This is a genomic window from Bacteroidia bacterium (genome assembly GCA_041391665.1).
Taxonomy (GTDB): domain Bacteria; phylum Bacteroidota; class Bacteroidia; order J057; family J057; genus JAGQVA01.
Genome location: JAWKNO010000002.1, coordinates 2203526 through 2227275, shown reverse-complemented (window position 1 = coordinate 2227275; position 23750 = coordinate 2203526). Strand labels below are relative to the sequence as shown.

Annotated in this window: 14 protein-coding genes; 4 read left to right on the top strand and 10 right to left on the bottom strand. The window is 46.1% G+C overall.

Annotation, left to right across the window (positions count from 1 at the left end):
* Positions 1-60: 60 nt before the first annotated feature.
* Entirely contained in the window at positions 61-534 is a 474-nt protein-coding gene (locus R3D00_20525) for a nucleoside deaminase (GenBank protein ID MEZ4775583.1), read from the bottom strand.
* A gap of 39 nt (positions 535-573) precedes the next feature.
* Here R3D00_20525 and R3D00_20520 point away from each other — a divergent pair, with 39 nt between their 5' ends.
* Positions 574-2148: a S8 family serine peptidase gene (locus tag R3D00_20520; GenBank protein MEZ4775582.1), complete on the top strand. Its 1575-nt coding sequence runs from the start codon at positions 574-576 to the stop codon at positions 2146-2148.
* 68 nt (positions 2149-2216) lie between these two features.
* Here R3D00_20520 and R3D00_20515 read toward each other — a convergent pair whose 3' ends face one another.
* From R3D00_20515 to R3D00_20495, 5 genes are all read right to left on the bottom strand, one after another.
* On the bottom strand, positions 2217-3956 hold the full coding sequence (locus R3D00_20515; protein ID MEZ4775581.1) for a PQQ-dependent sugar dehydrogenase: 1740 nt from the start codon (positions 3954-3956) through the stop codon (positions 2217-2219).
* Between the two features lie 260 nt (positions 3957-4216).
* Positions 4217-5728 (bottom strand): NYN domain-containing protein, encoded by a 1512-nt coding sequence (locus R3D00_20510; protein ID MEZ4775580.1) that lies wholly within the window; start codon positions 5726-5728, stop codon positions 4217-4219.
* A gap of 113 nt (positions 5729-5841) precedes the next feature.
* Positions 5842-6531, bottom strand: coding sequence for a DUF1080 domain-containing protein (locus R3D00_20505; GenBank protein MEZ4775579.1), 690 nt, complete (start codon positions 6529-6531; stop codon positions 5842-5844).
* 48 nt (positions 6532-6579) lie between these two features.
* The gene (locus R3D00_20500) at positions 6580-7890 is read right to left on the bottom strand and encodes an ATP-binding protein (GenBank protein MEZ4775578.1); all 1311 of its coding nucleotides are present in this window, start codon (positions 7888-7890) and stop codon (positions 6580-6582) included.
* A 66-nt stretch (positions 7891-7956) separates the two neighbouring features.
* Positions 7957-9138 carry an MFS transporter gene (locus R3D00_20495; protein MEZ4775577.1) on the bottom strand — a complete coding sequence of 394 codons (1182 nt, stop codon included), beginning with the start codon at positions 9136-9138 and terminating at the stop codon, positions 7957-7959.
* A 142-nt stretch (positions 9139-9280) separates the two neighbouring features.
* Between R3D00_20495 and R3D00_20490 the strand changes: the two genes are divergently transcribed.
* The 3 genes from R3D00_20490 (at position 9281) to R3D00_20480 (ending at position 16324) form a co-directional block, all read left to right on the top strand.
* Positions 9281-14980 (top strand): gliding motility-associated C-terminal domain-containing protein, encoded by a 5700-nt coding sequence (locus R3D00_20490; protein MEZ4775576.1) that lies wholly within the window; start codon positions 9281-9283, stop codon positions 14978-14980.
* 14 nt (positions 14981-14994) lie between these two features.
* Positions 14995-15813 carry a hypothetical protein gene (locus tag R3D00_20485; protein MEZ4775575.1) on the top strand — a complete coding sequence of 273 codons (819 nt, stop codon included), beginning with the start codon at positions 14995-14997 and terminating at the stop codon, positions 15811-15813.
* Positions 15814-15913: 100 nt separating this feature from the next.
* On the top strand, positions 15914-16324 hold the full coding sequence (locus R3D00_20480; protein ID MEZ4775574.1) for a hypothetical protein: 411 nt from the start codon (positions 15914-15916) through the stop codon (positions 16322-16324).
* A gap of 6 nt (positions 16325-16330) precedes the next feature.
* Here R3D00_20480 and R3D00_20475 read toward each other — a convergent pair whose 3' ends face one another.
* From R3D00_20475 to R3D00_20460, 4 genes are all read right to left on the bottom strand, one after another.
* Positions 16331-17239: an ROK family protein gene (locus tag R3D00_20475; GenBank protein ID MEZ4775573.1), complete on the bottom strand. Its 909-nt coding sequence runs from the start codon at positions 17237-17239 to the stop codon at positions 16331-16333.
* 100 nt (positions 17240-17339) lie between these two features.
* Positions 17340-18623, bottom strand: a complete 1284-nt coding sequence (locus R3D00_20470; protein ID MEZ4775572.1) for an SPOR domain-containing protein — start codon at positions 18621-18623, stop codon at positions 17340-17342.
* A 72-nt stretch (positions 18624-18695) separates the two neighbouring features.
* Positions 18696-20351, bottom strand: coding sequence for a TonB-dependent receptor (locus R3D00_20465; protein ID MEZ4775571.1), 1656 nt, complete (start codon positions 20349-20351; stop codon positions 18696-18698).
* A 57-nt stretch (positions 20352-20408) separates the two neighbouring features.
* The gene (locus R3D00_20460) at positions 20409-23492 is read right to left on the bottom strand and encodes a tetratricopeptide repeat protein (GenBank protein MEZ4775570.1); all 3084 of its coding nucleotides are present in this window, start codon (positions 23490-23492) and stop codon (positions 20409-20411) included.
* Between the last annotated feature and the right edge of the window lie 258 nt (positions 23493-23750).

Sequence of the window (23750 nt, the reverse complement as noted above, 5' to 3'; positions counted from 1 at the left end):
CTTTTGGCTTTTGGCTGTTGGCTGTTAGCTTTTGGCTGGTGGCCTTCGAAACGCTATCTTTCAATATTCCGTTTTGTCAGTTTTGTTTTCCCACATCCGGAAAGCTGTAATCGCTTCTTCGGGAAGTAGCTGGAGCATGGGGATTTTTCTGTCGGGTAGGGGCGCTGCGATTTCTCTGTAAATAAAACTGTCATCAAAACCAATACGGGCTGCATCGGTCTGGTTATTGCCAAAAAATACGCGGGCAGGCCTCGCCCAATAGATGGCACCCAGACACATCGGACAAGGCTCACAACTGGTATAAATTTCGCAACCCTCCAACTGGAAGGCGTGAAGTTCTTTACAGGCTTCGCGAATCGCCACAACCTCGGCATGTGCCGTAGGGTCAAAATTCTGCGTCACACGGTTATTTCCCCGGGCGATGATTTGCCCGTTTTTTACTACTACCGCACCAAACGGGCCGCCGCCATTTTTTACACTCTCCTCTGATAGCCTGATGGCTTCCCGCATAAATTTTATTTGCATTTCGTTCATGATTCAGTATAATGAATTTCTCAGAAACTGATGATTTTTATGAAAATTTTCCCACAGATTGTACTCGCACTGTTGTTTTTTCCTGCATTGACTTTTGGACAGGCAAATTACTTTGTTTATTTCAAAGATAAGCCTGCGGTTTCATTTGAAGATGTGCGCGCCGAATTTCACCCCAACGCACTGATGCGTCGAATCAAAAACGGATTGCCCCTGATCTCAGAAACCGACTTTCCGGTCAGTGATGATTATCGCTGCGAAGTAGGAGAACAGGTAATGAACGTGCGACATTCCCTTCGATGGCTGAATGCAGTTTCTGTGGAGGCGACAGAGGCGCAAATCCAAAAGGTCAGCAACCTCCCTTATGTAAAAAGTGTGGAAGCATTTTCATCAGAAGCACAGTTGGCATCTTTTCCGGTAAGTACTACCGATCGGCTGGATACGCTTTTGTCGCTGGTTCGCGGTCAAATGCACTTAGATATGTTGCTGGACAGCAATCTGACGGGCAAAGGGGTGAGAATCGCTATTCTGGATGCGGGCTTTGACGATGCTGACATTCACCCTGCAATAGACAGAGCCAGAAAATACAATCAAATTGTTGCTACCAAAGACTTTTATGATGGAGACGATAATGTCTATGCACATTCTCTGCACGGCATGCAGGTGTTGAGCTGTATTGCCGGAATGTATGAAGGCCGTCCGCTTGGAGCGGCGATGGACGCTGAGTTTTTACTCGCCCGGGTAGAACATGAGACTAAAGAACTTGCTGCCGAAGAAGATAACTGGATTGCCGCAGCAGAATGGGCTGACAAAATGGGCGCTGACATGATCAGCTCGTCGGTAACCTATACCGACAAACGATATACCTATGCAGATATGGACGGGAAAACGGCACCTGTGAGCCGGGCCGCCGCCATTGCCGTGCAAAAAGGTATGCTGGTTATTTGTTCTATGGGCAATGAGGGCGACGAAAAATGGCGGTATATGGGTGCTCCGGCTGATGTGCCCGGGGTTTTGTCTGTAGGTGGTTCTCTTCCCGTGTTACCGATGCGCAATCCCTTTTCATCCTTTGGTCCAAACGCACTAAACCAGCGCAAACCTGATCTTTCTGCTCCGGGGTTCACGCTCACGGCCATCAAAAAATTTAAGTACGGAGAGAATGCCGGAACTTCTTTTTCTACTCCCTTGGTTGCGGGTGTGGCAGCCTGTATGATTCAACGGTATCCGGAAAAAACCCAGCGGGAAATATTTGATTTACTGTGCCGTTCGGGACATTTTTATCCTTATTACGACTACGAGCTGGGGTATGGCATTGCAGATGTTGCCCGGTTTCTGCAAAAGCCAACAGATACCCTTTCCCCAACTTTCGAAGTGATCCATCAGTCTGATTCCGTGATTTTAAAGTTTGATACTGCCTATATGTATAAAGACAGCACCAATTTCCCCAATGGAAGAGTACTGTATTATCACCTGGAAAATGAAGCAGGATATCTGGGGGCATATTTTACCATTCGCCTGAAAAACAACACCCAATACTATTTTTTTCGGAGGAGGGAAACTTCCCATGGAATGCTCCGAATCTGGTTGGGAGGGTATTTGTATGAAGAGCGGATTTGAGGGGTAGGGGAGTATTTTGCAGGAATAAAGATAAATCCTGTTTTGCCACTTCCCATCCTCGTTTCGTTTTATTCCCCGCCGCCGTTTTCAGCTTTTTCCTGCCGTCTGCGAAGGATATTCCTCACGACCCGAACTTCAAAAGCCTGAATGCCATCGGCACCTTCGCCAAACTCTTGCCGTACATAAGTGAGGATTTGGGCAATTTCTTCATCTTTGAGGAAGTTATTTGCCGGCATGATTCCATCGTAGGCTTGTCCGTTGACGGTGATGGGCCCTTCGAGGCCGTTGAGTACGACTTCAATCGTTTTGTGTATATCTCCGGTTATCCATTCGGAGCCCAATAAAGGCGGAAAACGGTTTCCGTCTCCTTTTCCGTTTGGCTGATGGCAGGCGCTGCAATAGGTAGCATACAATTTTGCTCCGGCTTTTGCTCTTCCTTTGTCTAAGTTATCTTTGACAATGTCGGGCGTTTTGATATGGGGGAGGTTTTTGCGTTCCTCCATTTTTGCCAGCTGCGTTTCACCAAAGCTGGCCTTGTCGCCTTTATACATAATGCGCCAAATCTTTCCTTTTTCACTTTCGCTGACATATAGTGAGCCGTCAGGTCCCATCGCGATGCCCATCGGACGGGCAGCAGCATCACTGGTGTTGACAATGGTATCTACCTGTGCAAAGCCATCGGCAAACACTTCCCAGGGGCCTGAAGGGGCGCCGTCTTTAAACGGAACAAATGCCACAAAATACCCCGCCTGCGGATAGGGGCCGCGAATTGTCGATCCATGGAAAGCGATAAATGCGCCGTTTTTGTAACGGGCCGGAAACTGATCGCCTTCGTAAAAGTACAGGTCGTTGGGTGCCCAATGGCCAGGAAAACCGATCAGCGGTTGTTCGTATTCGGCTCCCTTCCCCTCCTTTTTGCCGTCGCCACCGTATTCGGGGTTCAGCAGCTTTTTACCCTGCATATCGTCGTAGTAATAATAAGGCCAGCCGCCATCAAATCCCTGTTTTACCCGGAAAAATTCTTCCGAAGGCAGGAGCGCACTTTGCCAGGTGTTGTACAATTCCGGCCATGTGCGTACCAGGTCATCGCGTCCATGCTGTAGGGCAAACAAATCATTTGCCTGATGATTCCAATCCATGGCAACGATACTCCGTATGCCCGTCGCATAATGCACACCGTCGGCCTGTACCTGATTGAGTTTGTTTGCGTCAAACTGCCATACGCCGCCGTGAAATTCGAGTTGTGGGCAGGGATCCTGACCGGGAGAACCGGGTTTACGGTTTTCTACCTGGCACATGTCGCCAGGCGCACCAAATGGCACATACATATGCCCGTCGTCGTCGAAGGCGAGCGGTTTTGCGATATGTTCGGAGCCAAATTTGGCATGTTTGTAGTCGTCGGTCAGGATCAGTTCGGCTTCGCCTTCGGGAATCAGTTGGCCTTTTTTCAGTTTTGTGCGATAGACTTCGCCGGCAGTGCTGAAATAGAGATAGCCATTGTGCAACTCCATGCCGGTACCGTAGGTGCCGGTTTCGGGATAATTTTCAAAGGGTTCGACCACATCCGCTTTGCCGTCATTGTCGGTGTCGCGAAGGGCGACGATGCCCTTGGGTTTGCCCACACGGATTTTGACATAGATATCGCCGCTTTCGCTTACTGCAAGATGGCGGGCGCGACCCACGCTGTCAATCACAACCACGGCCTCAAAGCCGTCGGGCAAAACCAGCCCGCCATTGTCCGGGTCACCGGGAGGCAGGGGTTTGTGGCTGTTACACTGAATCAAAAAACAACTGATTAGGATCACCATAATACCGGACAGAATATATCTGTGCCGTGGGGAGGAAAGGAGCAAAATCTGTTTCATCGTCGTTTGTAGTTACAGTCCGGGCAAAAGTTACCCATATATAATCCTGAAATTATTACGGGTGGTAATTTAGAAGAAATCGGGCAGTTGATCACAAATGAGCAAACCTTTTTATTCGCTCATTTGTGAGCGTCAGGTTGAGGGTGATCATTGCCTGCTTCATAAGACCGGACGTTTATCTGCAATCCAGACGGATGAACGGTTCAATCAATTTCGCGGTAAAATAAAAACTGGAGTTTTCTCGCGTCAATGTCGTCGCCAAATTTCTCCTGCAATTGTTTGGTCAGAAATATGGTGACCATACTCTGAATATCATTGTCAGGCTCCGCACTCACTACCTGGTAAGGGGAGTTGAGGTCTTCAATCGTATAACTTTCCTCATCCAAAAACAGTCCGCTTTCAGCCAGCGTTTTAAACACCGCCCGGATGACCGCCTCCGAGTACAATGCCTGCAAAGACTGTACACAGTGAGCAAGGATGTCGTTGATGGTAGCAAATTTCCCTTCTTCCAACTGATAGAGAAAAGTGCTGATTTGGCTGAAAATGACCTCTATTTTCTCAAGATCTGCATTATACCCGCATTCTCTCAGGTATTTTTTATAGACAGAGACCTGTGTGCTGAGGTCTACGATTTCTTTGATGAGTTCGAAGTTGTAGGGTTTGGTAGAACTTTCATATTGTACAACAAGCTTTTCCAATGGTTTGATAAAATAATCCGTGTTGTTGGTTTTCTTTTCTTCAAACAGTCTGATCATGCCCTTTTTTTCTATGTCTTTGAGCATGCCCTTTAATCCACTCGTATTGGAATATCCGTATTTGGGTAGGGAGTAATCTTTGTCCAGTTGCCTGATTCCCTGGGCCAGGAGATTTATATCCAGCCTTTGCTGTTGTTCTTCGGGATAAAGCTGAGTCGCCCAATAGATAAAATATTGAATATCAGGTTTTCCCTGTGAGTCGATCGGTGTGTTATGGTCTGTTTCCAGTTGGGAATATTCTCCCCGGTTTCCTGTTTGATATAAAGAAATTTCGTAGTCCCCGGAATTGGTTTCTGTAAAACTGATGATTTTTTCGGCAGTAGCTTTCCGCCAAAATTCGCCCAATGTACTGAACCCATATTTTTTTTCGTCAAAAGAAGAATCCAACTGACGCATATATTGTTTTACTCTGGAACCCAGCGTATTGGAGCCGGTATCTTTGAGCGCGATAACGGATCGGGTAAGCAGGTCAAATACCGGGGCAAGCTCCGCGATATTTCCGGAACTGGTGACATTACCGACAAAATTGCTGTAAAAATGTACCTCATCACAGTATCCGGCCAACAGCGAACTCATGTTTTTTTTATGGCCAATGACGATAACATACTTGTTTAGCTCCCGCAATTTGGAGATCAGAGGAGTATAATCGCTATCACCGGAAACTACCACAAAGGTATCAATATAGTCTTTGGTAAAGGCGGTTTCCAGTGCGTCAACGACCAGTTTGATGTCGGAAGAATTTTTGCCTTTGTTTTTATGGCTGGGCAGCTCGATCAGGTCTATAGAGTTTTCCAGCATGATCCGTTTGTCTGCTGCAAATCGCCCCCAGTCTGCATAGGCTTTTTTCAGTAGGATTCTGCCTTTTTCTTTGAGTTTTGTAATGATTTTTTTTGCGTCAAATTCACCGGAAGGGAAATTTTCAAAATCAATAAATACGGCAATATTAGAAGTGTTTTCCATGTAACTGCAATAGGTTATACTGAGGGATTTTATTGCAGGAAAGTACTTTAAATTTTCCCGTATTACCAAAAAATGGTTAATAATATTTGCAAAAATACTTCATATTTATTTTCCTATTCTGTCAGCGCCGTAATCGGCGTAAGTACCATCTTTCTGACCTCCACCTCTGAGCCTTCTGCCTGAAAGGCGATTTGCCCCTGGCTGGCGGTGCAATCATGCCCCCAGTTAACGAGGTCGCCATTTACCCAAACTTTGACATCCGTTCCCAGGCATTCGATCTTCATGGCATTCCATTCACCCACTGGTTTTTCCGATCCGTCGGTGAGGTTTAATATCCGTCGTTTTTTGCCTTCAGTAATTCCCCACTCTTCCTTTGGTCCTCGTCGGGCTTCCATATCGGGTACGCTGATATCTTCTACAATACACCAGAAGTCTCCGGCGTTTTCGTGAAACATCTGCACCTCCACAGATTTGGGAAACATGCTGTACAGCGCGCGAGGCGTGGAGGCGTGGACGAGTATGCCACAGTTACCGGGTTCTGCTGCAAAACGGTACTCGACCTCCAGCCGGTAATCTTTAAATACTGAGTCAGTGATCAGGTGGCCGTTGGGCGTACCCAGGCTCACCAGCATTCCCCCCCTGACAATAAAAGGATTTTCTACGTCGAGACTATCCATGTCCGGCACATCCACATGCCAGCCGGTAAGGTCTTTGCCGTTGAAAAGACTCACAGATGAAGGAGTTGGCTGGCAGGCAACGAGCGCCAGCAAGAAAAATAGGGGGAGGGAAAGGGAATGAGACATGGTTTTCTGAGATTATGGGTAAATATGGTTTTTATGATCAATAGCAGGTTACATATCCTCAAGCGAAAATCCCCGGTATCGAATTTCGTATCCGGCAAGTTTTCGCAAAATCTGGCTGGATTTGAGTTGGAGTTGTTCTTTCGAAAATTGTTTTTTGTTTAGTTTGACTTCACCAATCAGCACCGTTTTTTCCATTTCATTGATTGCTACAATATCAATTTCGTTAAGGTTTCCTTTTTCCCAGTAACGCCCAATGGAGGAATAAAGACCGGTGGCAGCCAGTTTTTCATGAAAATATTTCTCCAGAAATGGTCCGCTGAAAGTAGGAAAATCTCGATCCGTTATTCGTCTTAAATAATCAAAATTGCCAATTTCAACGGTGGTTGAATGTTTGTATAAAAAACGAAACCAGAACGCAAGGAAGTTGTCAAAAATATAATATTTGACTGTGCGACTCCCGGGCTTATCGAAAATGGGTTGGACACGTTGGATGATCCGGTATTCATTTTCAAGGCGATCGAGGTATCCGCCAATATCTTTTTGCAGGACCGATTGTATCTCAACACGAGAAGTTTTAGAGGAGGCGATAAGTGCAAGAATGGAAAAATAAACTGTATATTCTTTGCCAAATTCTTCAATCAGAAGGTTTTTGCCTTCTTCCAGGAAAAGTGAATTTTCTCTAAAAATTTCGTTGAGCATGGATTCATGGGACAATATTTGTTTATCTACAAAAATCTCTACGTACCGCGGAACTCCTCCGGTGAGCATATAAAAGGTCAGCAAATCGCGGGGCGAAAAATCGGGAGAATGTTCATTGAGAATCCCGGCTAAGGTTTTTACAGAAAAAGGTTTGATGTAAAGAAGCTCATTTGCCCTGCCAAAAAGCGGTTCTTTCATATTTTTGAATATTTTTTGCATCAGCGAATAAACAGAACCACTTAGAATCAGGTTCATGAATGTGCGATCTTTATTCAAATCCCACATTCGCTGTATATCACCATAAATGCTAGGATTTATTCGAAAAAATTCCTGAAACTCATCTATGACGAGTGTAAAAGGTGTTTGAGCTGCGTGATTGATAAGCAAGTCAAAGAGATCCTTAAATTGCCATATCTCTCCATATATCGTGATGTTTAGTACGTTTCGTATTTGTTCGGTAAATTCTTCACATAGAAGTCGTTCTTCTTTTCTGGAAATAAAAAAATACAGAAAGGGGCTTTGCTCCATGCTTTCCACGATGAGGCGGGTTTTTCCAATCCGTCGTCTACCGGTTAACACAGTCATGTGTGACTGGCTACGGCTTTGATTCCTGATCTTTTGCAAGAGTTGGAGTTCTGATTCACGGTTATAAAACTTCATGCTGTAAATATACATTTTTTCCGTAACCGTGGTTACCGTAACCGCGGTTACGATAGGTAAAAATGTCTAATTTCCTTTCCCCGGTACTCGATCTATTCCCAACCCAAAATACAACATCACTCCAACCGTTACCAAAGAGGAAGCTAAAAATGCCGCCGATACGCCAAACTGATACCAGATCACACCGGTGAGCGAACTCGCAAGCATCGTACATATACTCTGAAATCCGACATAAGTGCCAATAGCCGTGGCAGTGTCCTTTTTGTCGCTGATATTGGTAATCCAGGCTTTGGAAATCCCTTCTGTAGCTGCCGAATAGATGCCGTAGAGGAAAAATAAGCCGAAGTACACATACGTATTTGAACTCAGTGCCATACCCATATAAACAATCGCAAACAGGCCCAGTCCGGTAATATAGATCGTTTTGAGCCCAATCTTGTCGGCGAGTACTCCCAGCGGAAAAGCAAAAAGCGCGTAGATCAGGTTGTAGAAAATATACAACCCAATGACCATCGTATCATCAAGCCCCGACTGTTTGGCTTTGAGCAGCAAAAACATATCAGAACTGTTAAACAGCGTAAAAACCAATAAGCCGAACACAACCTTTCGGTAAATAGCCGGGCTTTCTTTCCAGTAAAAGATAAATGAAAAAATTCCCGTAGGTTTTACATCGTTTTTGGGTTTAGGCGATTTGTCTTTTATCAGCAGAGAAGAAAGAACAGCCAGTAGCCCGGGAATAAAGGCGATATAAAACAAGGTCTTGTAATCTTCCGGATAGAAATATAAGTACACCAATGCCAGAAGTGGCCCCAATACTGCTCCAAACGTATCCATGGATCGGTGAAATCCAAACACTTTGCCTTTGGTTTCGGGCGTGGCTTCGTCTGAGAGTAATGCATCCCGCGCCCCGGTGCGGATTCCTTTTCCAAAGCGGTCGATGGTACGGGCAAAAAATATCCAGAGGGGAAAGACAAACAGCGCCATCATCGGCTTGGAGATGGTACTGAGCATATAGCCAACCTGAACAAAAGGCGCGCGCCGGCCTATATTATCGGAGTATTTTCCAAAATAGCCTTTGCTCAGGCCCGCTATTGCTTCTGCAACCCCTTCCAGAATACCGATAAGCACAACCGAAAAGCCAATACTTTCCAGGTAAACGGGCATGATAGGGTAGAGCATTTCACTGGCGGTATCGGTAAAAAGGCTGACCAGCGAAAGAATCCAGATGGTACGGGTGAGGTATTTCAAGGCTTTAGGATTAATGTGGTGTTCCGGCTTGAAGCTTCTGTAATGTTGATTTTTTAAAAATACAGAACCTTTCAAACATACGGAATTCCTGATGATTTGCGTTAGAGGATAGAAACTCATTCCAAATTACCGAAACCTCCCTATGCAAACCTCTGGTCTTCGTTTCCTGTTGCCTCTATTTTTCTCTATTGTACTTTTTTCCCTTTTCCCTGTCCAAAAATCTTATGCGACTCATGCGATGGGGGTTGACCTGACCTACCAGTGTCTGGGGGGAAATCAATACCAGATTACCCTGGCATTTTATCGGGATTGTGCCGGGATTACCACACAGCCGACGTACTCCATCGGTATTCGCTCTGTGTCTTGCGGGGTAAATACTACCCTGACAGTAAATCAGGTCAGCGCGGTTGATATATCTCCGCTTTGCCCTGCCCAAAAACCCAACAGTGCCTGTCAGGGCGGATTCCTGCCCGGAGTAGAGCAGTATATTTATACCGGAGTCATAACGCTTCCGGCCAGTTGCAGTGACTGGGTTTTTAGCTGGTCGCAATGTTGCCGCAACAGTGCCATTACCAATGCACCGATTACCTCTATTTCCGGCGGTACTGAAACCTACGTCGAAGCAACACTCAACAATCTTGCAGCTAACTGCAACAGCTCACCTGTATTTACTTCTATTCCAACACCTTATGTATGTGCAGGTGAACCAATTTTGTACAACAACGGTGCGGTCGACCCTGATGGAGATTCCCTCGCTTATGAACTGATCAATCCGCTCGAATTGACGTTAGGCGTGCCCACTCAAGTATTGTATTATTCACCGTTTTCGCCTTCTTATCCGATCAGTACCACGCCCCCCAATAGTTTCGGGTTTGACCCTGCTTCGGGGCAGCTGTCCTTTACTCCAGGGAGTACCCAGCAGAGCATCGTCACGGTGCTGGTAAAACAATACCGCAATGGGGTACTCATCGGTACCACCATGCGCGACCTTCAGATTGTGGTGATCAACTGTCTGAATGATCCGCCGGTTTTAAACCCTCCCGCCGCTATCAGCGGGGGAAACCTCAACGGCCACACCTTTACCGTTTGTGCAGGAAATACGCTGAGTTTTTCCATTACCGCTACAGATAATAATGCCGTTGACCAATTGTCTGGGCTGACAAACCTGGCTTCCACTATTCCCGGCGCTACATTGACCATGTCAGGTACCAACCCCCTCACCGCTACATTTTCCTGGCCAACAACCACAGCAGATGTGGGTACGCATTCCTTTACGGTAACCGTCGCTGACAATGCCTGCCCGGTTTTTGGTCAGCAGGTAGTGGGATATCTGATCTATGTTCAGGATAATGTTTCTGTAACGGCTTCTGATACAACGGTTTGCCCGGGGGTAAATCAATCTGTCCAACTGGCGGCTTCGGTGAATGGTTCGCCGGGAAATGGTGCCTTTAGCTGGACGCCTGCTACGGGGCTTTCCAACCCCAATATCGCGAGTCCGCTAGCTACCGTTTCCGGTCCGGGGACATATACCGTGACTTATACCGAAGGGGTGTGTGTGTCCTCCGCAACTGTAAATATTATTTCAGAAGCCAACCTTGCGGTTACCCCTGCCAGCCCTTCCATTTGCCTGGGAAATTCCGTTGCGCTGAATGCTTCTCTGACTTTTAATGTGGCCCCTTCCTCAGCTACTTATTTATGGACGCCGGCAACGGGCTTAAGCAATCCGAATATCGCGGCGCCAGTGGCCAGTCCTGCTGTAAATACCAATTACGCACTGACCGTAACCACGCCTACCTGTGTGTACAGCGCCAACGTACCGGTAATTGTTTCTCAGCCGCCATCTCTCAATCAGTTTCCCGCATTGGCAATTTGTGCCGGAAGTACGATACCGCTGAATGCCAGCGGTACAAACCTGGCAAATTCGACATTTACCTGGACACCAGCTGCGGGGTTGAGCAATGCAACCGTTGCGAACCCGATTGCTTCGCCACCGGCGAGCACAACGTACTCACTTGCGGTCAGTAATTTGTGCGGCTCCGATGTGGAGACGGTGAGTATTACCGTCTTACCCAAACCAGCAGTTTCTCTTGTTGCTACCAATATTACCTGTAGTAACGCCAGTGATGGTTCTGTTACCGCTACGGTTTCGGGTGGAACGCCTGGCTATAGTTATGCCTGGACGCCCGCAGTGGGAATTACCCCGGTGGTAAATAATCTTTCTGCTGGGAACTATTCTGTGATTGTCTCCGATGTCAACAGTTGTGCTGATACCGCTCAGGTATTGGTGACGGCACCTCCGGCTTTGTTGATCTCCGTCATTTCACAAACCAACCCTGTATGTTTTGGCGATACTTCCGGTGCATTTACGCTTTCAGCCTCGGGAGGATCCGGAGGGTATGAATTCTCCGCTGACGGAGTTAATTATCAGCCAACGGGTGTCTTTAATAATCTTCCGGCAGGTTTTTATCCCGTATCCGTCCGTGATGCCAACAATTGTATTACCAATTCTTCCGTCACGATTACGCAGCCCGGCCCATTGACTGCGCTTATCAGTGAAAGTTTTGATTCGGATTGTCTGTTGCCAACCGGATCGTTTTCTGTTTCCGCAACCGGAGGGGGATTTGGGTATCAGTACTCGATTGACGGGATAAACTTTATACCAACGGGTACATTTTCAAATCTTGCTCCTGGTATTTATACGGTGACCATTCGGGATGGGAATAGCTGTGAAACACAGATCGTGACAACAGTTTCTGCGATAAATGCACCGACAGTAACGCTGACTTCCCAGACCAATCTGTTATGCTATGGCGCAAACAACGGTGCTTTCACTGTAAGTGCCAGTGGCGGTACCGCACCCTATCAGTTTTCCACAGATAACACTAATTTTTTTCCCACCGGGAACTTCACTGGTCTTTCTGCCGGAAATTATGTGGTGACAGTTACCGATGTTAATAGTTGTCCGGCATTTATCCAGACTACGCTTACTGAGCCGGTTGAACTATTTGCGAATATTTTTGCGACCACCCCTGCAGACTGTCCCGGAGCCGCTACCGGCAGTGTGGTAGGGTTTGGTTCGGGTGGCACCGGTGCGTGGCAATATTCGGTAGATGGGGTGAATTTTAGTTCGGGGAATGCTTTCTCCGGGCTTATGGCAGGCACCTATACTTTTACCGTACGTGATGGCAATAATTGTGAGGCAACGATTCCTTTTACGATAACTGAGCCTGCCCCCATCAGTGCCACGATTGCTTCCATCACTCATGTAGATTGCAATGGCAGTAATACCGGCTCGGTCACCTTACTGGGCACGGGGGGAAATGGAGGTTTCGAATATTCTGCAGATGGGATCATCTGGCAGACTTCAGGTACATTTACCGGCCTTGCAGCGGGAACGCCGGGCTTTTTTATCCGCGATGGCAATGGATGTATAGGAACCACAACTGTGTCTATTAGTGAACCTCTTCCGCTGAATGGCACCATCACTTCACTGGCAAACGTTGACTGTAACGGAAATAGCACCGGGAGTTTTACGCTTACGGGTACCGGGGGTACGGCTCCTTATTTGTATGGCCCCAATGGTGCAGGTTTTTCCGTCATTCATACCTTTAGCGGATTGGTTGCCGGTACTTATTCCACCACGATCCGCGATGCAAATGGGTGTGAGTCAACCGTTTCAACGGTGATCAACGAACCCGCTGTTATGACACTTTCCACCAGTGGGAGCAATGCCACCTGTTTTGGGCTGAGCAATGGCAGTGCTGCTGTCGTTGCAACTGGCGGAGTCGGGGGATATGATTATTTGTGGAACAATAATCCGGCGCTTAATAGCGCTTCTATTAATAATTTGCCCGCCGGCACCTATAATCTTTTGGTAACCGATCAAAACGGTTGTTCGGCTACAGCTTTTTATGTGGTAAATGAGCCTGCGGCTATTTCCATACAGACTTCCTTTGCCAATGAAACCTGTTCCGATGATAACGGAACGGCCTCTGCGATTGCGACAGGTGGAACCGGCGCATTCACCTATCTCTGGCAAACGAATCCTGTGCAGTCTGGTGCGTCCATTTCTGCTTTGGACGCGGGAACTTATACCGTGATTGTCACAGATCAGAACAATTGCGCTGATACAACCTCTGTAACCCTGGTCGATGAGGCCGCCCCCGCACTGACACCGGGAGTGATTACCGATGTCTCCTGTTTTGGTTTGAATAATGGGGCAGCACAGGTAGTCGCCACCGGCGGTACAGGAAATTATACATTCACCTGGAATACCGGGGGAAATGGTCCGGCCATCACGGGGCTGGTAGCAGGAACTTATACCGCAACGGTTGATGACGGACAATGTACCACTTCGCTGGATGTTGTAATCAGTGAGCCAGAGGCCCTGATCGCTGCGATAGATTCGTTTGGTGTACCGCTGTGTTTTGGCAGCACGAATGGGTTTGCCGTTGTCAGTTTTTCAGGTGGTACAGCGCCGTACACTTATAGCTGGAACAATGGCGCTTTGCCCAATACGCCGTCTGTCAACGGGTTGGGGGAGGGCACCTATCAGGTGATCGTCGGCGATGTAAATGGATGTGTAGATAGCGCTTCTGTTTTTCTGGATGATCCGCTTCCATTGGTCATCACCATGTCGCCCGAAGATGTAAAGTGTTTTGGTGAGGCCAGCGGTTCGGCAACTGCATTGGTTGGTGGCGGGACTCCCCCTTATGCGTATGACTGGTCAACAGGCGCGACGCAAGTCAATATTGGAAGCCTTGTGGCAGGGATATATTCGGTCTCCGTAACGGATTCCAACGGATGTGCCATACAGGGACAAACAACGATCAACCAGCCAGAAATTCTGACCATAGATGCCCTCCCTGTAGATGTGAAGTGTAATGGTGGAATGGATGGTAGGGTTCAGACGAGTGTTACCGGAGGCACGCCTGGCTATACCTATCAGTGGTCCAACGGTTCATTTACGCAGGACCTGACCGGAATAGGAGCCGGCAATTATCAGGCGATTGTTCGGGATACCAATGGTTGTGAGGCGGTTGTTTCTGCGATCGTTGGTCAGCCTGACCCGATTGAGGTTGAAGTTGTCGAAACGGAAGCTGCGTATTGTCTGGAAGCCAATGGCAGTGCCCTGGTGAATGCTTCCGGCGGATTTCCGGTGTTTACGTATCAATGGCAGACACAACCACCGCAGGAAGGACCATTGGCTACAGGTCTGGCAGGCGACCAAAATTATACGGTTGTGGTTACTGATGCTAATGGTTGTGCAACATCGCTGGCCGTAGCCATTGCTGCAGAGGCACCTGCAATTGCAGATTTTGTGACAAATATTCCTACAGACAAGCCCATATTACTTTCACAGGGGATGATCCGTTTTGTGAATCAGTCCCAATATTCAGTTGCTTACGAATGGATATTTGGCGATCAGTCAGGAATTATATCCAATCTTGAAAACCCTTCTCACCTCTACACAGAACCGGGAATTTATACAGTAAAACTTACGGCTTATGATCCCCGATTTTCCTGTCCTGATACCGCGACACTAACCTTTGAAGTTGTGCCGGATGGTGTTATTTTTATTCCAAATGCATTTACCCCCAATGGGGATGGAAATAATGATGTATTTTATCTGGTTGGAGAAGGGTTGGTCTCCATGGAGTTGAATATTTTTGACAGATGGGGTACAAAAGTTCGCACATTAAATAGTCTGAGTGATGGCTGGGATGGCTATAATAACCAGGGACTTGCCGTTCAGGAAGGCGTATATGTATATGCGCTGAATGCCGTACTGAATAATGGTACTCAAATATCCCGTGGCGGTACCATTACCTTAATTCGTTAATTAATTGAATAGATATGAGAAAACTACTGCTGATTTTACTACTATTAATGGGGCACATATATGCCCAGGACACAGTGAAAACCATTCACTTTAACGGTTATAAAACGAAAGTCGAATGGGCAAACAAAAGCAACAGGCTCGCTTGCCTGGTAAGAGCTGATGAACAATCCATGTTGTATTTTGTGGATCCGGTACGGGCTGGAATCTTACGGGAATTGAAGTTGCCTGCGGAGATGTATTTCACAACATTTACGTGGAGTACGGATGATAAAGGCATCATTTTGTCTAGTTGGGATCAGGAAAATTTCGAAACAAATGCCTACTACCTGAATATTACGAGAGGCATAATTACGGATACGCTTCCTCATTTAGGCGCATATATGCAGGTGGATGATATGGTAGGGCATGAAGGATTTCTGGCTGTATCATCCTCCGGAGAAGGGCATCCGGATATTTCTGTATATAAATGGGGCAATTATGAAGAGCTGTTTAATACAGAAGTATACCCGGGCGGTATTTCGCTCAATGGATGGTGTAAAGGTAAGTTGTATGTAGCTTCAGATATACGGCTGGAATGGGGGTTATCCCGTGAAGAGCGGTTGAAGTATATGGAAAAAACAGGCCTGGTAAAAGATATTGAGACCGCAGATTTATTTGCCTACCTGACCGAAGACTGGCGGGTATATGCGATTGATCCCAAAACGCGAAAAGCAAAAGTATCTGGTTTTCCAGCCGGTTGTGGGGTTTATTCTTATGATGGAAAATACAGTTTCACCTCCACGCTTGATGCTGAGGGGTTGCTGGAGTTTGATTTGACTCTGCTGAAAAGGTAGGGGACATACTTCTGTTTTTCGGATAAAATAGTTATATTAGGATAGAAGTACTGTTTTACAGTGCTGACAATGAGTCATCTGTCACTTAATTACTACTACTATGGACATTAAGAAATTTTCGCTGGCAACACTGGCCGGAGCAGTTGCGATTTTTTTTCTGGCCTATTTGTTTTATGAACCCCTGCTTGGCAGTTTTTTCGAAGCGCATGGTACCAATCCTACAGCAAGGGAAATGCCGCTCATGCTGTTATTGGTAGTTGCAAGCCTTATATGGGCAGCACTTTATACACTCATATTTATGCGATGGGCAGGCATCAGCACATTTATGGGAGGGCTTAAAGCCGGGGCGATTATTGGAGGATTGATTGGACTAAGTATGAATCTGGAATTTTTTGCCCTCAATACCAATATGGATTACCTTTCTGTCATCGTGGACACTATTGTTTGGGTGCTTCGTTTTGGACTTGCCGGCGGAGCGATTGGCTGGGTACTGGGTCGAGGAAATAGTTGAAAAGATTTATTCAACTAACATCGCTGCACCGAATACTCCGGCACTGTCGCCCAGTTTGGGCTTCAGGAAAAGGGTTTCCATGCGGGTGTTGAATACATACTTTTTCACTGCTTCTACTCCGTCTGTGTACAGTCTGTCAATATTCCCAACTCCACCGCCAATGACAATTGCATCAGGATCAAGAATATTGATAATAGGACCGAGACCTTTGCCAAAGAAGTGGATCAACCGATCGATTGTTTCGGTTGCTATCGGATCGGAGCCTTCCTGCGAAAGGGCATAAATGTCCCGGAGTTTACGGAAGGTTCCGGTTTTATTTTTGTAATATCTTTCTGAAGCGGGGCCACTAAGGAGTTGTTCGACACACCCAATTCTGCCGCAATAGCAGGGGCCGCCTGATTCGTCGAGAAAATTATGCCCCCATTCTCCCCCAATACTGTGCCGCCCGTTGATCACATGCCCGTTTACGACGACACCACCGCCTACCCCCGTTCCCATAATCACCCCAAAAACCACTTCAGCATTCGCTATTCTTTCCGGTACTGCGCCCATTTTTGATTCAGCCAATGCAAAACAGTTGGCATCATTGGCGAGGAAAAAAGGAATGCCTTTTTGTTTTTCCAGGTCATATTTCAGGGGTTTTCCTATAAGGGCGGTCGAATTACTATTTTTGATAGTTCCGAGATCCGGATCAATCGCACCGGGAGTCCCCATCCCCACCTTATGGGGTTTCAGGCCTGTTTCTTTTTCCACAAGCGTGAGCAAATGGAGAATACGGCTGACAATATGCTCATAGCCGTGGCTCGCCTCGGTATCAATGCGCATGCGGCTGATGACTTCATAATTTTTATCAGTGTCCAGAACTACGGCTTCAATTTTGGTTCCACCCAGATCGATTCCCCAGATAGGCTTCATAAGATGCTTTTTTTATTCTTGTACAAGGTTAGTGAACTTAGTTGAAAAAAAAAATCCCGCTACGGGTTGTAGCGGGATTTTATAAACGATATCATTTGTATTAGCGCTCTTCAAATATCCAGCCGGATTTAAGTCCAAGCCTTTCTTGTTTTGCGCCATATTCTTCCACTTTTGCCCGGATGCTGTTTCGATAAATACTGACCCGGTATGTTTGGGTAGTACCTTTCACAGGAAAAAGAATAATAGCATCAGCGCCTTCGCCTTTCATTTGATTTACAAATTTTTGTGCAGCTGATAGTGTGCCAAAGCTTCCGGCAATGAGGTGGTAGTTTTTAACTTCGGGCAACAGTCTGGCCGCGCTTGGTTCAGGCTGCTCGCGGGTCTGTTGTTTTTTTGCGGTATCAAGTACAGAAAGATTGGAAACGTTGCCATATCCATCGGAGGTTGAAGTTCCGCGGGTATTTCCCAGGTCCTGACCACGGGGACTACCAAGCGCTTCCTGAGAAAGCCGCGCATTGGTATTATCTGAAAATAAGCGTGAGTCATCGATCGCGGGAAGTTCCTTTTCCTGTTGACTTGCCAGGGGCTGGTCAATGGCAGGTTGTGACTCGGTTTGGGTCGAAGCAGGAGAACCTCCGTCAAGGACTTCTGTTTCCGCATCTGCCAGCGTACCATCGGGAAAAGTTAAAGCGAGTGAATCATCGCCATTCTCTGAAAGGAGATTGCGATGAAAACTACTTCGTGGCGGTTCTAACGGGCGAATGGCAAGCGCGCCATTTCCAATACTGGATCGGTGTTTAATAAAAGGGCCTTGATTAATAACGAGAAAGCCAAGGGTAAAAATCAGAGCAATGAGCAAGAAAGTTTTCCATCCAACAGTGCTGAAGTTCATCGTTTTTTCAGCGCTATAATCGTTTTTCATGTATGTTGGGTTTTCGCCTTGGTGAAGTACAAGCTGATTGTTTTGAGAAAATCGCACAGGTGTAAGCCCAAAAAAATCATCTGCCAGTACATTATCCTTAGAGTGATACGTAAAGAACTTCAGAATATGCTCCTGGTCTTCTTTGAGCATGCCAATTTTTGAAACCTCAAAGTAACCAAATTCTTTTAAACTTCTAAGAATTGTTTCATAAATGCTTTGAACAATTCTTTCAGCCTCATGAATTTCAATATGTATATGATCCCGAAGGTAATAAGTCAAATCCAGTCTGGGATCAGGAATCGGATGAAACTCTATTTCTACCTCCGGAGGAAAAACCAGCGAAGCGTCATCCGAAATATGCGCACCTTTCCTTATTTTCCTGAATGTCCCAATCTTAGGCAGCGCAAAAGCATCTAGCTCTCTGAAAGCACTGGTCAGATATACTTCTACGCTCAGTTCCATATACATAATGATCGGCAGAAACTACCTTTTGGGGTACCGACAATTTGATAACGAAGGAAATCGAAAAAGCTTTTAAAATGCCAGTGTAATTCCTCCTTTAATATCAATCGGTCGCTCAATGTAGTTGTTCCACCTCTGATATTTGGTACTCAGTAAGTTTTCAACTCCCAAAAATACAGAAAATCCGTCTGTTATTCTATAGTCCGCAGAAAGATTTATATCAATAAATGTATTTTGCCTGATTATTTCGCCAATTGAATCAATGCCCATCGGACGGGGGCCAAATACAAATACCTCTCCCTTGGCGGTCAGCTTTTTATCATAAGTATAAGCTGCAAAGAAGTCGAGTCTGACTGGCGATGCCCCATAATATTTGGCAACGGTACTGGTCGTATAATTGTTGATATTGAGGGCTACCCCCCCTTGGATATTGTCTTTCAGGTCGTAATTGATTTCGGCGTGAATACCAGCTACCGTCATGGAAGAATCATACACAGCGGCAAAGTATCTTCCGTCTACACTATTGTCATAAATCAGTTGGTTTTCAATTCGTTTGTAGTAGGCTCTGGCTGCGAAATCAATTTTGTTGTTGAGGTTCCCTTCGAGCCCAGCGTAGATATTCATCTTTTCAATTCCAGGTTTAATCGCGACGTTGGTAGCGACATAGGGATTTTCTTCAATCATCCCAAAGTAATGGTTGTTGACCATTCCGGAAGTATAACCTGCTACAATTGCGATAGCGTCTGGTACAAATTCGTAAGAAGCTTCGATTGCCGGGCCAAACTGAGATACCCCTGCCGAATCTGCGCTGTTGTTGAAGTAGTTTACCTGCACACCTCCGGTGATCATGAGGTCGCCATTGTCATAAGTAACGGCTGGCCGGGCTGAAAGCAGTACCCGGTTTTGATTTGCCCGGTTGATTTTGCCTCTTACAAAGTTAAAACCTGTTTTGGCTCCAACCATGACATCTGGCGTAATGCGGAAACCTCCGGTTGGTGCCAGGTCAAAGTGAAACTCTGAGTTGTCGCGGCGGTCGTTGTGAAACTTAATGCCTGTGCCTACTTCAAATTCGTAATTGCGGCTTCTGTCATAATTGCTGGCAAGTATGCCTTGTATACCAAAATGGGTAAATCCCATCTGAAGTGAATCTTTCAAGCCATCGGAAGGAATAGTATCCGTATTGGCATAATTAAAGTAGCTGGAATTCAGCAATTTGGCCTGAGCGGTAAAGGTATTTTCTTTGGCGACCATACTTGCCTGGAGACTTCCATAGTCCCTGCGAAATTCCCGCAGTGGGATGAGGTTGTCCTGATGAGCCGAAATATGTCCAAACTCAAAGCCATAGTCCACATCCCGATTCTCGCCATTGTTGATGTAAATGTTGGCAAAAGGTGTGGCAAACCGGCCAAATCCCAGTTTGACCATATTGTTTTTGAGTTTTTCTTCTTTGTCTTTCTCTACTTCCCGGATATCGGGTGGTGCAGGTTCAAAGTCGGTTTCGACGTAGAAGTCGCGGGAGTCAAATTTCACTTCTTCGGTCTTGGCTTTCTCCAATTCCTGATAAGGGGGTTTCAGAAATGGCTTTGTGCTTTCGATCACATCCTCAATTCTCTCATTTTCAAGTGTCAGTGTATCTTTTCCTCCCAGAGGATCTCCAACCTGTGCCTGTATTGCCCCCCAGGCCATAAGCATAAACGAACCGGCAATGATATATTTTCTGACTTTCATTTTTTTTGAATTAATAACTAAAACTCTTCATGAAACAGATGGTGCGGGATATCGCGCTTAGTTGCCTCCTTCTTTTGCCTGTATTTCTGCAAGGATTTTTCTGGCTTCAGCTTTGACATCGTCATAGGGCGCCTCGTTGATCAAACTTTCGAGTGTGCCTTTGGCCTGAAAGACGTTTCCTAATTCATAATAGGCGCTGGCGGCTACGATAAAAGTTTTTGCCTTTTCGTAGTTGAAGCTTGAATAGTTGTTGGCCATGTAAATGGCTGCGTCTTTTACTTCTTCAAACTTTCCGGTGGCAAGGTCATTTTGGCCTTTTGCCTGAAACTGTTTGCCCTGATCAAAGAGAATTTTTGTGATCATATACTGGCTTTCAGCACCAAAGGCATTTTTAAATTCTTGCTCAACTTTGGCAAAAGTCTCTTTTGCCGACTGAAGTTGCCCTGCGAGATATTGGCACTGCCCGATTTCCACCTGCGCTTTGGTTCTCGAATAAACTGCGACTTCGTTATTATTGGCGATCTGCACCAATGCGTCCTGCGCAAGCTTGTAATCGCCCAGCGCGCGGTAGTTTTTGGCTACGCCAAATTTTGCCTGAACTTTATTTTCAAGTTTTCCCGCCTGAAGGTCAAGGGTCTGGTATAGCTGAAGACTCTGTGTATAGTCTTTTTGTTCGTATTTGATTTCTGCCGCTTCGAGTAGTGCGATATTGGAGAAATCATTTCTGGTCGTCGCTGTATATATCTGCTTGTAGTCGTCCAATGCAGAGATAAATTTGCCTAGTTCCCGATACGCGCGTGCCCTGAAAATCAGAGATTCGAAGTAATCCGGCCCGTTTTTATAGTCGTTGATATAAGTCGTAAACTGATCGACTGCGGAACTGTAATTCATCGCAAAAAACCGGTCTTTCCCTGTATTAAACACCAATTGTGCGAGGTTGTTATCCATATTGGGATTCTGGTTCCGGTAGTCGCGAAGGATTTTGTCAAACTCGGATTCTGAAACAAGTCCCGCCAGGTTGTCAAGTGCACTTTGTGCATTTTTTTTGTCTGACGCATAGTCGGTTACTACTTTTTTGAAGTAACGGATCGCACCGTCTGTATCGCCTGCATTGTAGGACGCCAACGCCAGTCGGTTGTAACCATCTGCTGCAAGCGGACTTTTGGGGTATTCCTCCACCAGCATTTTGGAATATTTAATCGCCTGGGCGTTGTTTTTTATCCAGGTTGCATAAACCTCGGAAATGCGGTCAAGCGCATCATCGCGAAGGTCAGAGGTGCGGAAAGTTTTGATCAGCAGGTCAAAGTTTTCCACGGACTTCTGATAATTGCTCTGGCGGTAAGCCGCTTCACCCAACTGATAATAAGCATAATCTCCCTGCGTATAGCGGAAGTTGATCACCTGCTGATAGTAATTGGTAGCGCCGGCATAATTGCGCTGGAGAAACAGACAGTCTCCGGCACGAAGGTGTGCATCAACGATCAGATTTTTTTCTGCTGTACGGCCACCTTTCTGAATAAAACTATCAAAAGCCTGGCGGGCGGCGGTATAATTTTTCTCTTTAAAATACGCCCAACCCTGTCCATAGTAGGCATTGGCGTAGTATTCATTGGCAGCAGCGCCTTTCATCCCGAGATAGGTATTGTAGGCAGAAAGCGCTCCTTTGGTATTTTCATTGCGATATGTGGCTTCGGCGAGCCAGTACTGCGCACTCACCGCCATATCTTTATCAAAATCATTGGCAATGGCTTTCTGGAAAAATGGGACGGCGCTTTCAAATCCTCCTCTTTCATAGAGATCGAGACCATAATAATAACATACCAGCTGATAGGCTTTTTTTGCGCGGGAGGTGTTGCGTGGCACGGATTCGAAGTATTTGATAGACCGGGGATAGTCGCGGGTCATCAGATAGGTCTCTCCGATCATCGATTGGATTTCGTCGATATAGGCAGCCCTTGGATACCTTTCGGCAAAGGAAGTCAGGGCTTTCAGCGCATTTGAATAGTCGCCTGTCGCAAATGCGACCTTTGCATACTGGTACAGCGCATCCTGGCTGATTTCCTTATTGCCAGAAGATTCACCCTGAGAAGCTTTCTGGAAGGCGATTTTTGCGTTTTCATTGTCTTTGAGTTTCAAATAACAAAATCCCAGATAGTAGGATGCGACCTGAGTCAGCGAGTCTGTCTGGATCTGGATCAGCGCCTTCTGAAAATTGGGGACAGCATCAGCATATTTGTCCTGTTTATATTGGGCAAAACCGTATCGAAAATAATCGGTACGGTTCATCTTTCCCTTATTTGTTACGTACTGGCCAAAAAACTCTGTCGTACGGGGATAGTCATATCTTTCGAAACTGGCATTAGCGACGATATAGTAAATCTGCGCATCTTTGCCTTTTACCCGCGGACGGGCAATCAGGTCATCAGCCAGAATGTACAATTCGTCATACTTTTTGAGTTTAAGCATGGTATTGGCGAGATATACCTGCGTCTCTTCCCCATACTTTTTCGAAGTGGTCAGGTCTTTGAATGCGAAATAGGCCTCATTATATTCCTGATCCTGATAGAGGATAACTGCCCGGTAATAGAGGGCGTCTTCCTTATACTTGTTTTCGGTAGTGGAGACAAGCTCAAAATAGTGGATTGCCTGGCTATTGTTGCCTTCTTTAAAATAGGCATAAGCCAAAATAAACATGGCCTCCGTCAGCTGGTCCTGGGGGAGAGCCCCGGAATTGTAGGCATTCACCAGCGGCTGAATAGCCAAGCCGTATTTTTTATGGTCAAAATGATATTTGCCCAGATAATAACCCATCAGGGCAGCTTTAGTATTTTCGTCAAATTCGAAAATATATTGCTCCATCAGCGACACCGCATCGTTTCGATCGAGGTGGTAGGCACTCACTGCCTGGATAAAACGCGCGTTGGCGTGGAGATCGTTGTCGCGATCTTCCCCACGGATGTTTTGCTCAGCCAGGAGAAAAGCATCTACTTTTTTTTGGGCGGCGCCAAACTTTTTCTTGTCAAAAAGTTCCGTAGCATCATCATACAGATACTGAAACTCAAAGTAGGGAGAAAGCTGGGCCTTCAGATCCAAAACAAATATGGGAATAATGAACAGGAAGGACAGAATAAGTTTCTTCATTGCCAGTAGTTATTGATTAATCCAAAGGGGGGTATTCAAATTACCAGAACCCGAAATTATGGTTTATACTACAATTTACGAAACCGGGAAAAGCCGGTTGAGTCAAAATAATAGATTTATGTTTTTGTAAGTGACCATTGGGGAGGTAAAAGGGATGCGTAATTCATTTCTTATTTGCAACAAACCAAGTGCCAAAGTCCGGAAAACGTTTCTGGTTGCATTTTGGCTGTGAAATCCGGGCTTTCATCGAACGTCGAT

What these genes read in the sequence shown, in the direction of transcription:
- R3D00_20525 (MEZ4775583.1), bottom strand. Translation starts at nt 534, where the DNA reads ATGAACGAAATGCAAATAAAATTTATGCGGGAAGCCATCAGGCTATCA.
- R3D00_20520 (MEZ4775582.1), top strand. Translation starts at nt 574, where the DNA reads ATGAAAATTTTCCCACAGATTGTACTCGCACTGTTGTTTTTTCCTGCA.
- R3D00_20515 (MEZ4775581.1), bottom strand. Translation starts at nt 3,956, where the DNA reads ATGGTGATCCTAATCAGTTGTTTTTTGATTCAGTGTAACAGCCACAAA.
- R3D00_20510 (MEZ4775580.1), bottom strand. Translation starts at nt 5,728, where the DNA reads ATGGAAAACACTTCTAATATTGCCGTATTTATTGATTTTGAAAATTTC.
- R3D00_20505 (MEZ4775579.1), bottom strand. Translation starts at nt 6,531, where the DNA reads ATGTCTCATTCCCTTTCCCTCCCCCTATTTTTCTTGCTGGCGCTCGTT.
- R3D00_20500 (MEZ4775578.1), bottom strand. Translation starts at nt 7,890, where the DNA reads ATGAAGTTTTATAACCGTGAATCAGAACTCCAACTCTTGCAAAAGATC.
- R3D00_20490 (MEZ4775576.1), top strand. Translation starts at nt 9,281, where the DNA reads ATGCAAACCTCTGGTCTTCGTTTCCTGTTGCCTCTATTTTTCTCTATT.
- R3D00_20485 (MEZ4775575.1), top strand. Translation starts at nt 14,995, where the DNA reads ATGAGAAAACTACTGCTGATTTTACTACTATTAATGGGGCACATATAT.
- R3D00_20480 (MEZ4775574.1), top strand. Translation starts at nt 15,914, where the DNA reads ATGGACATTAAGAAATTTTCGCTGGCAACACTGGCCGGAGCAGTTGCG.
- R3D00_20475 (MEZ4775573.1), bottom strand. Translation starts at nt 17,239, where the DNA reads ATGAAGCCTATCTGGGGAATCGATCTGGGTGGAACCAAAATTGAAGCC.
- R3D00_20470 (MEZ4775572.1), bottom strand. Translation starts at nt 18,623, where the DNA reads ATGGAACTGAGCGTAGAAGTATATCTGACCAGTGCTTTCAGAGAGCTA.
- R3D00_20465 (MEZ4775571.1), bottom strand. Translation starts at nt 20,351, where the DNA reads ATGAAAGTCAGAAAATATATCATTGCCGGTTCGTTTATGCTTATGGCC.
- R3D00_20460 (MEZ4775570.1), bottom strand. Translation starts at nt 23,492, where the DNA reads ATGAAGAAACTTATTCTGTCCTTCCTGTTCATTATTCCCATATTTGTT.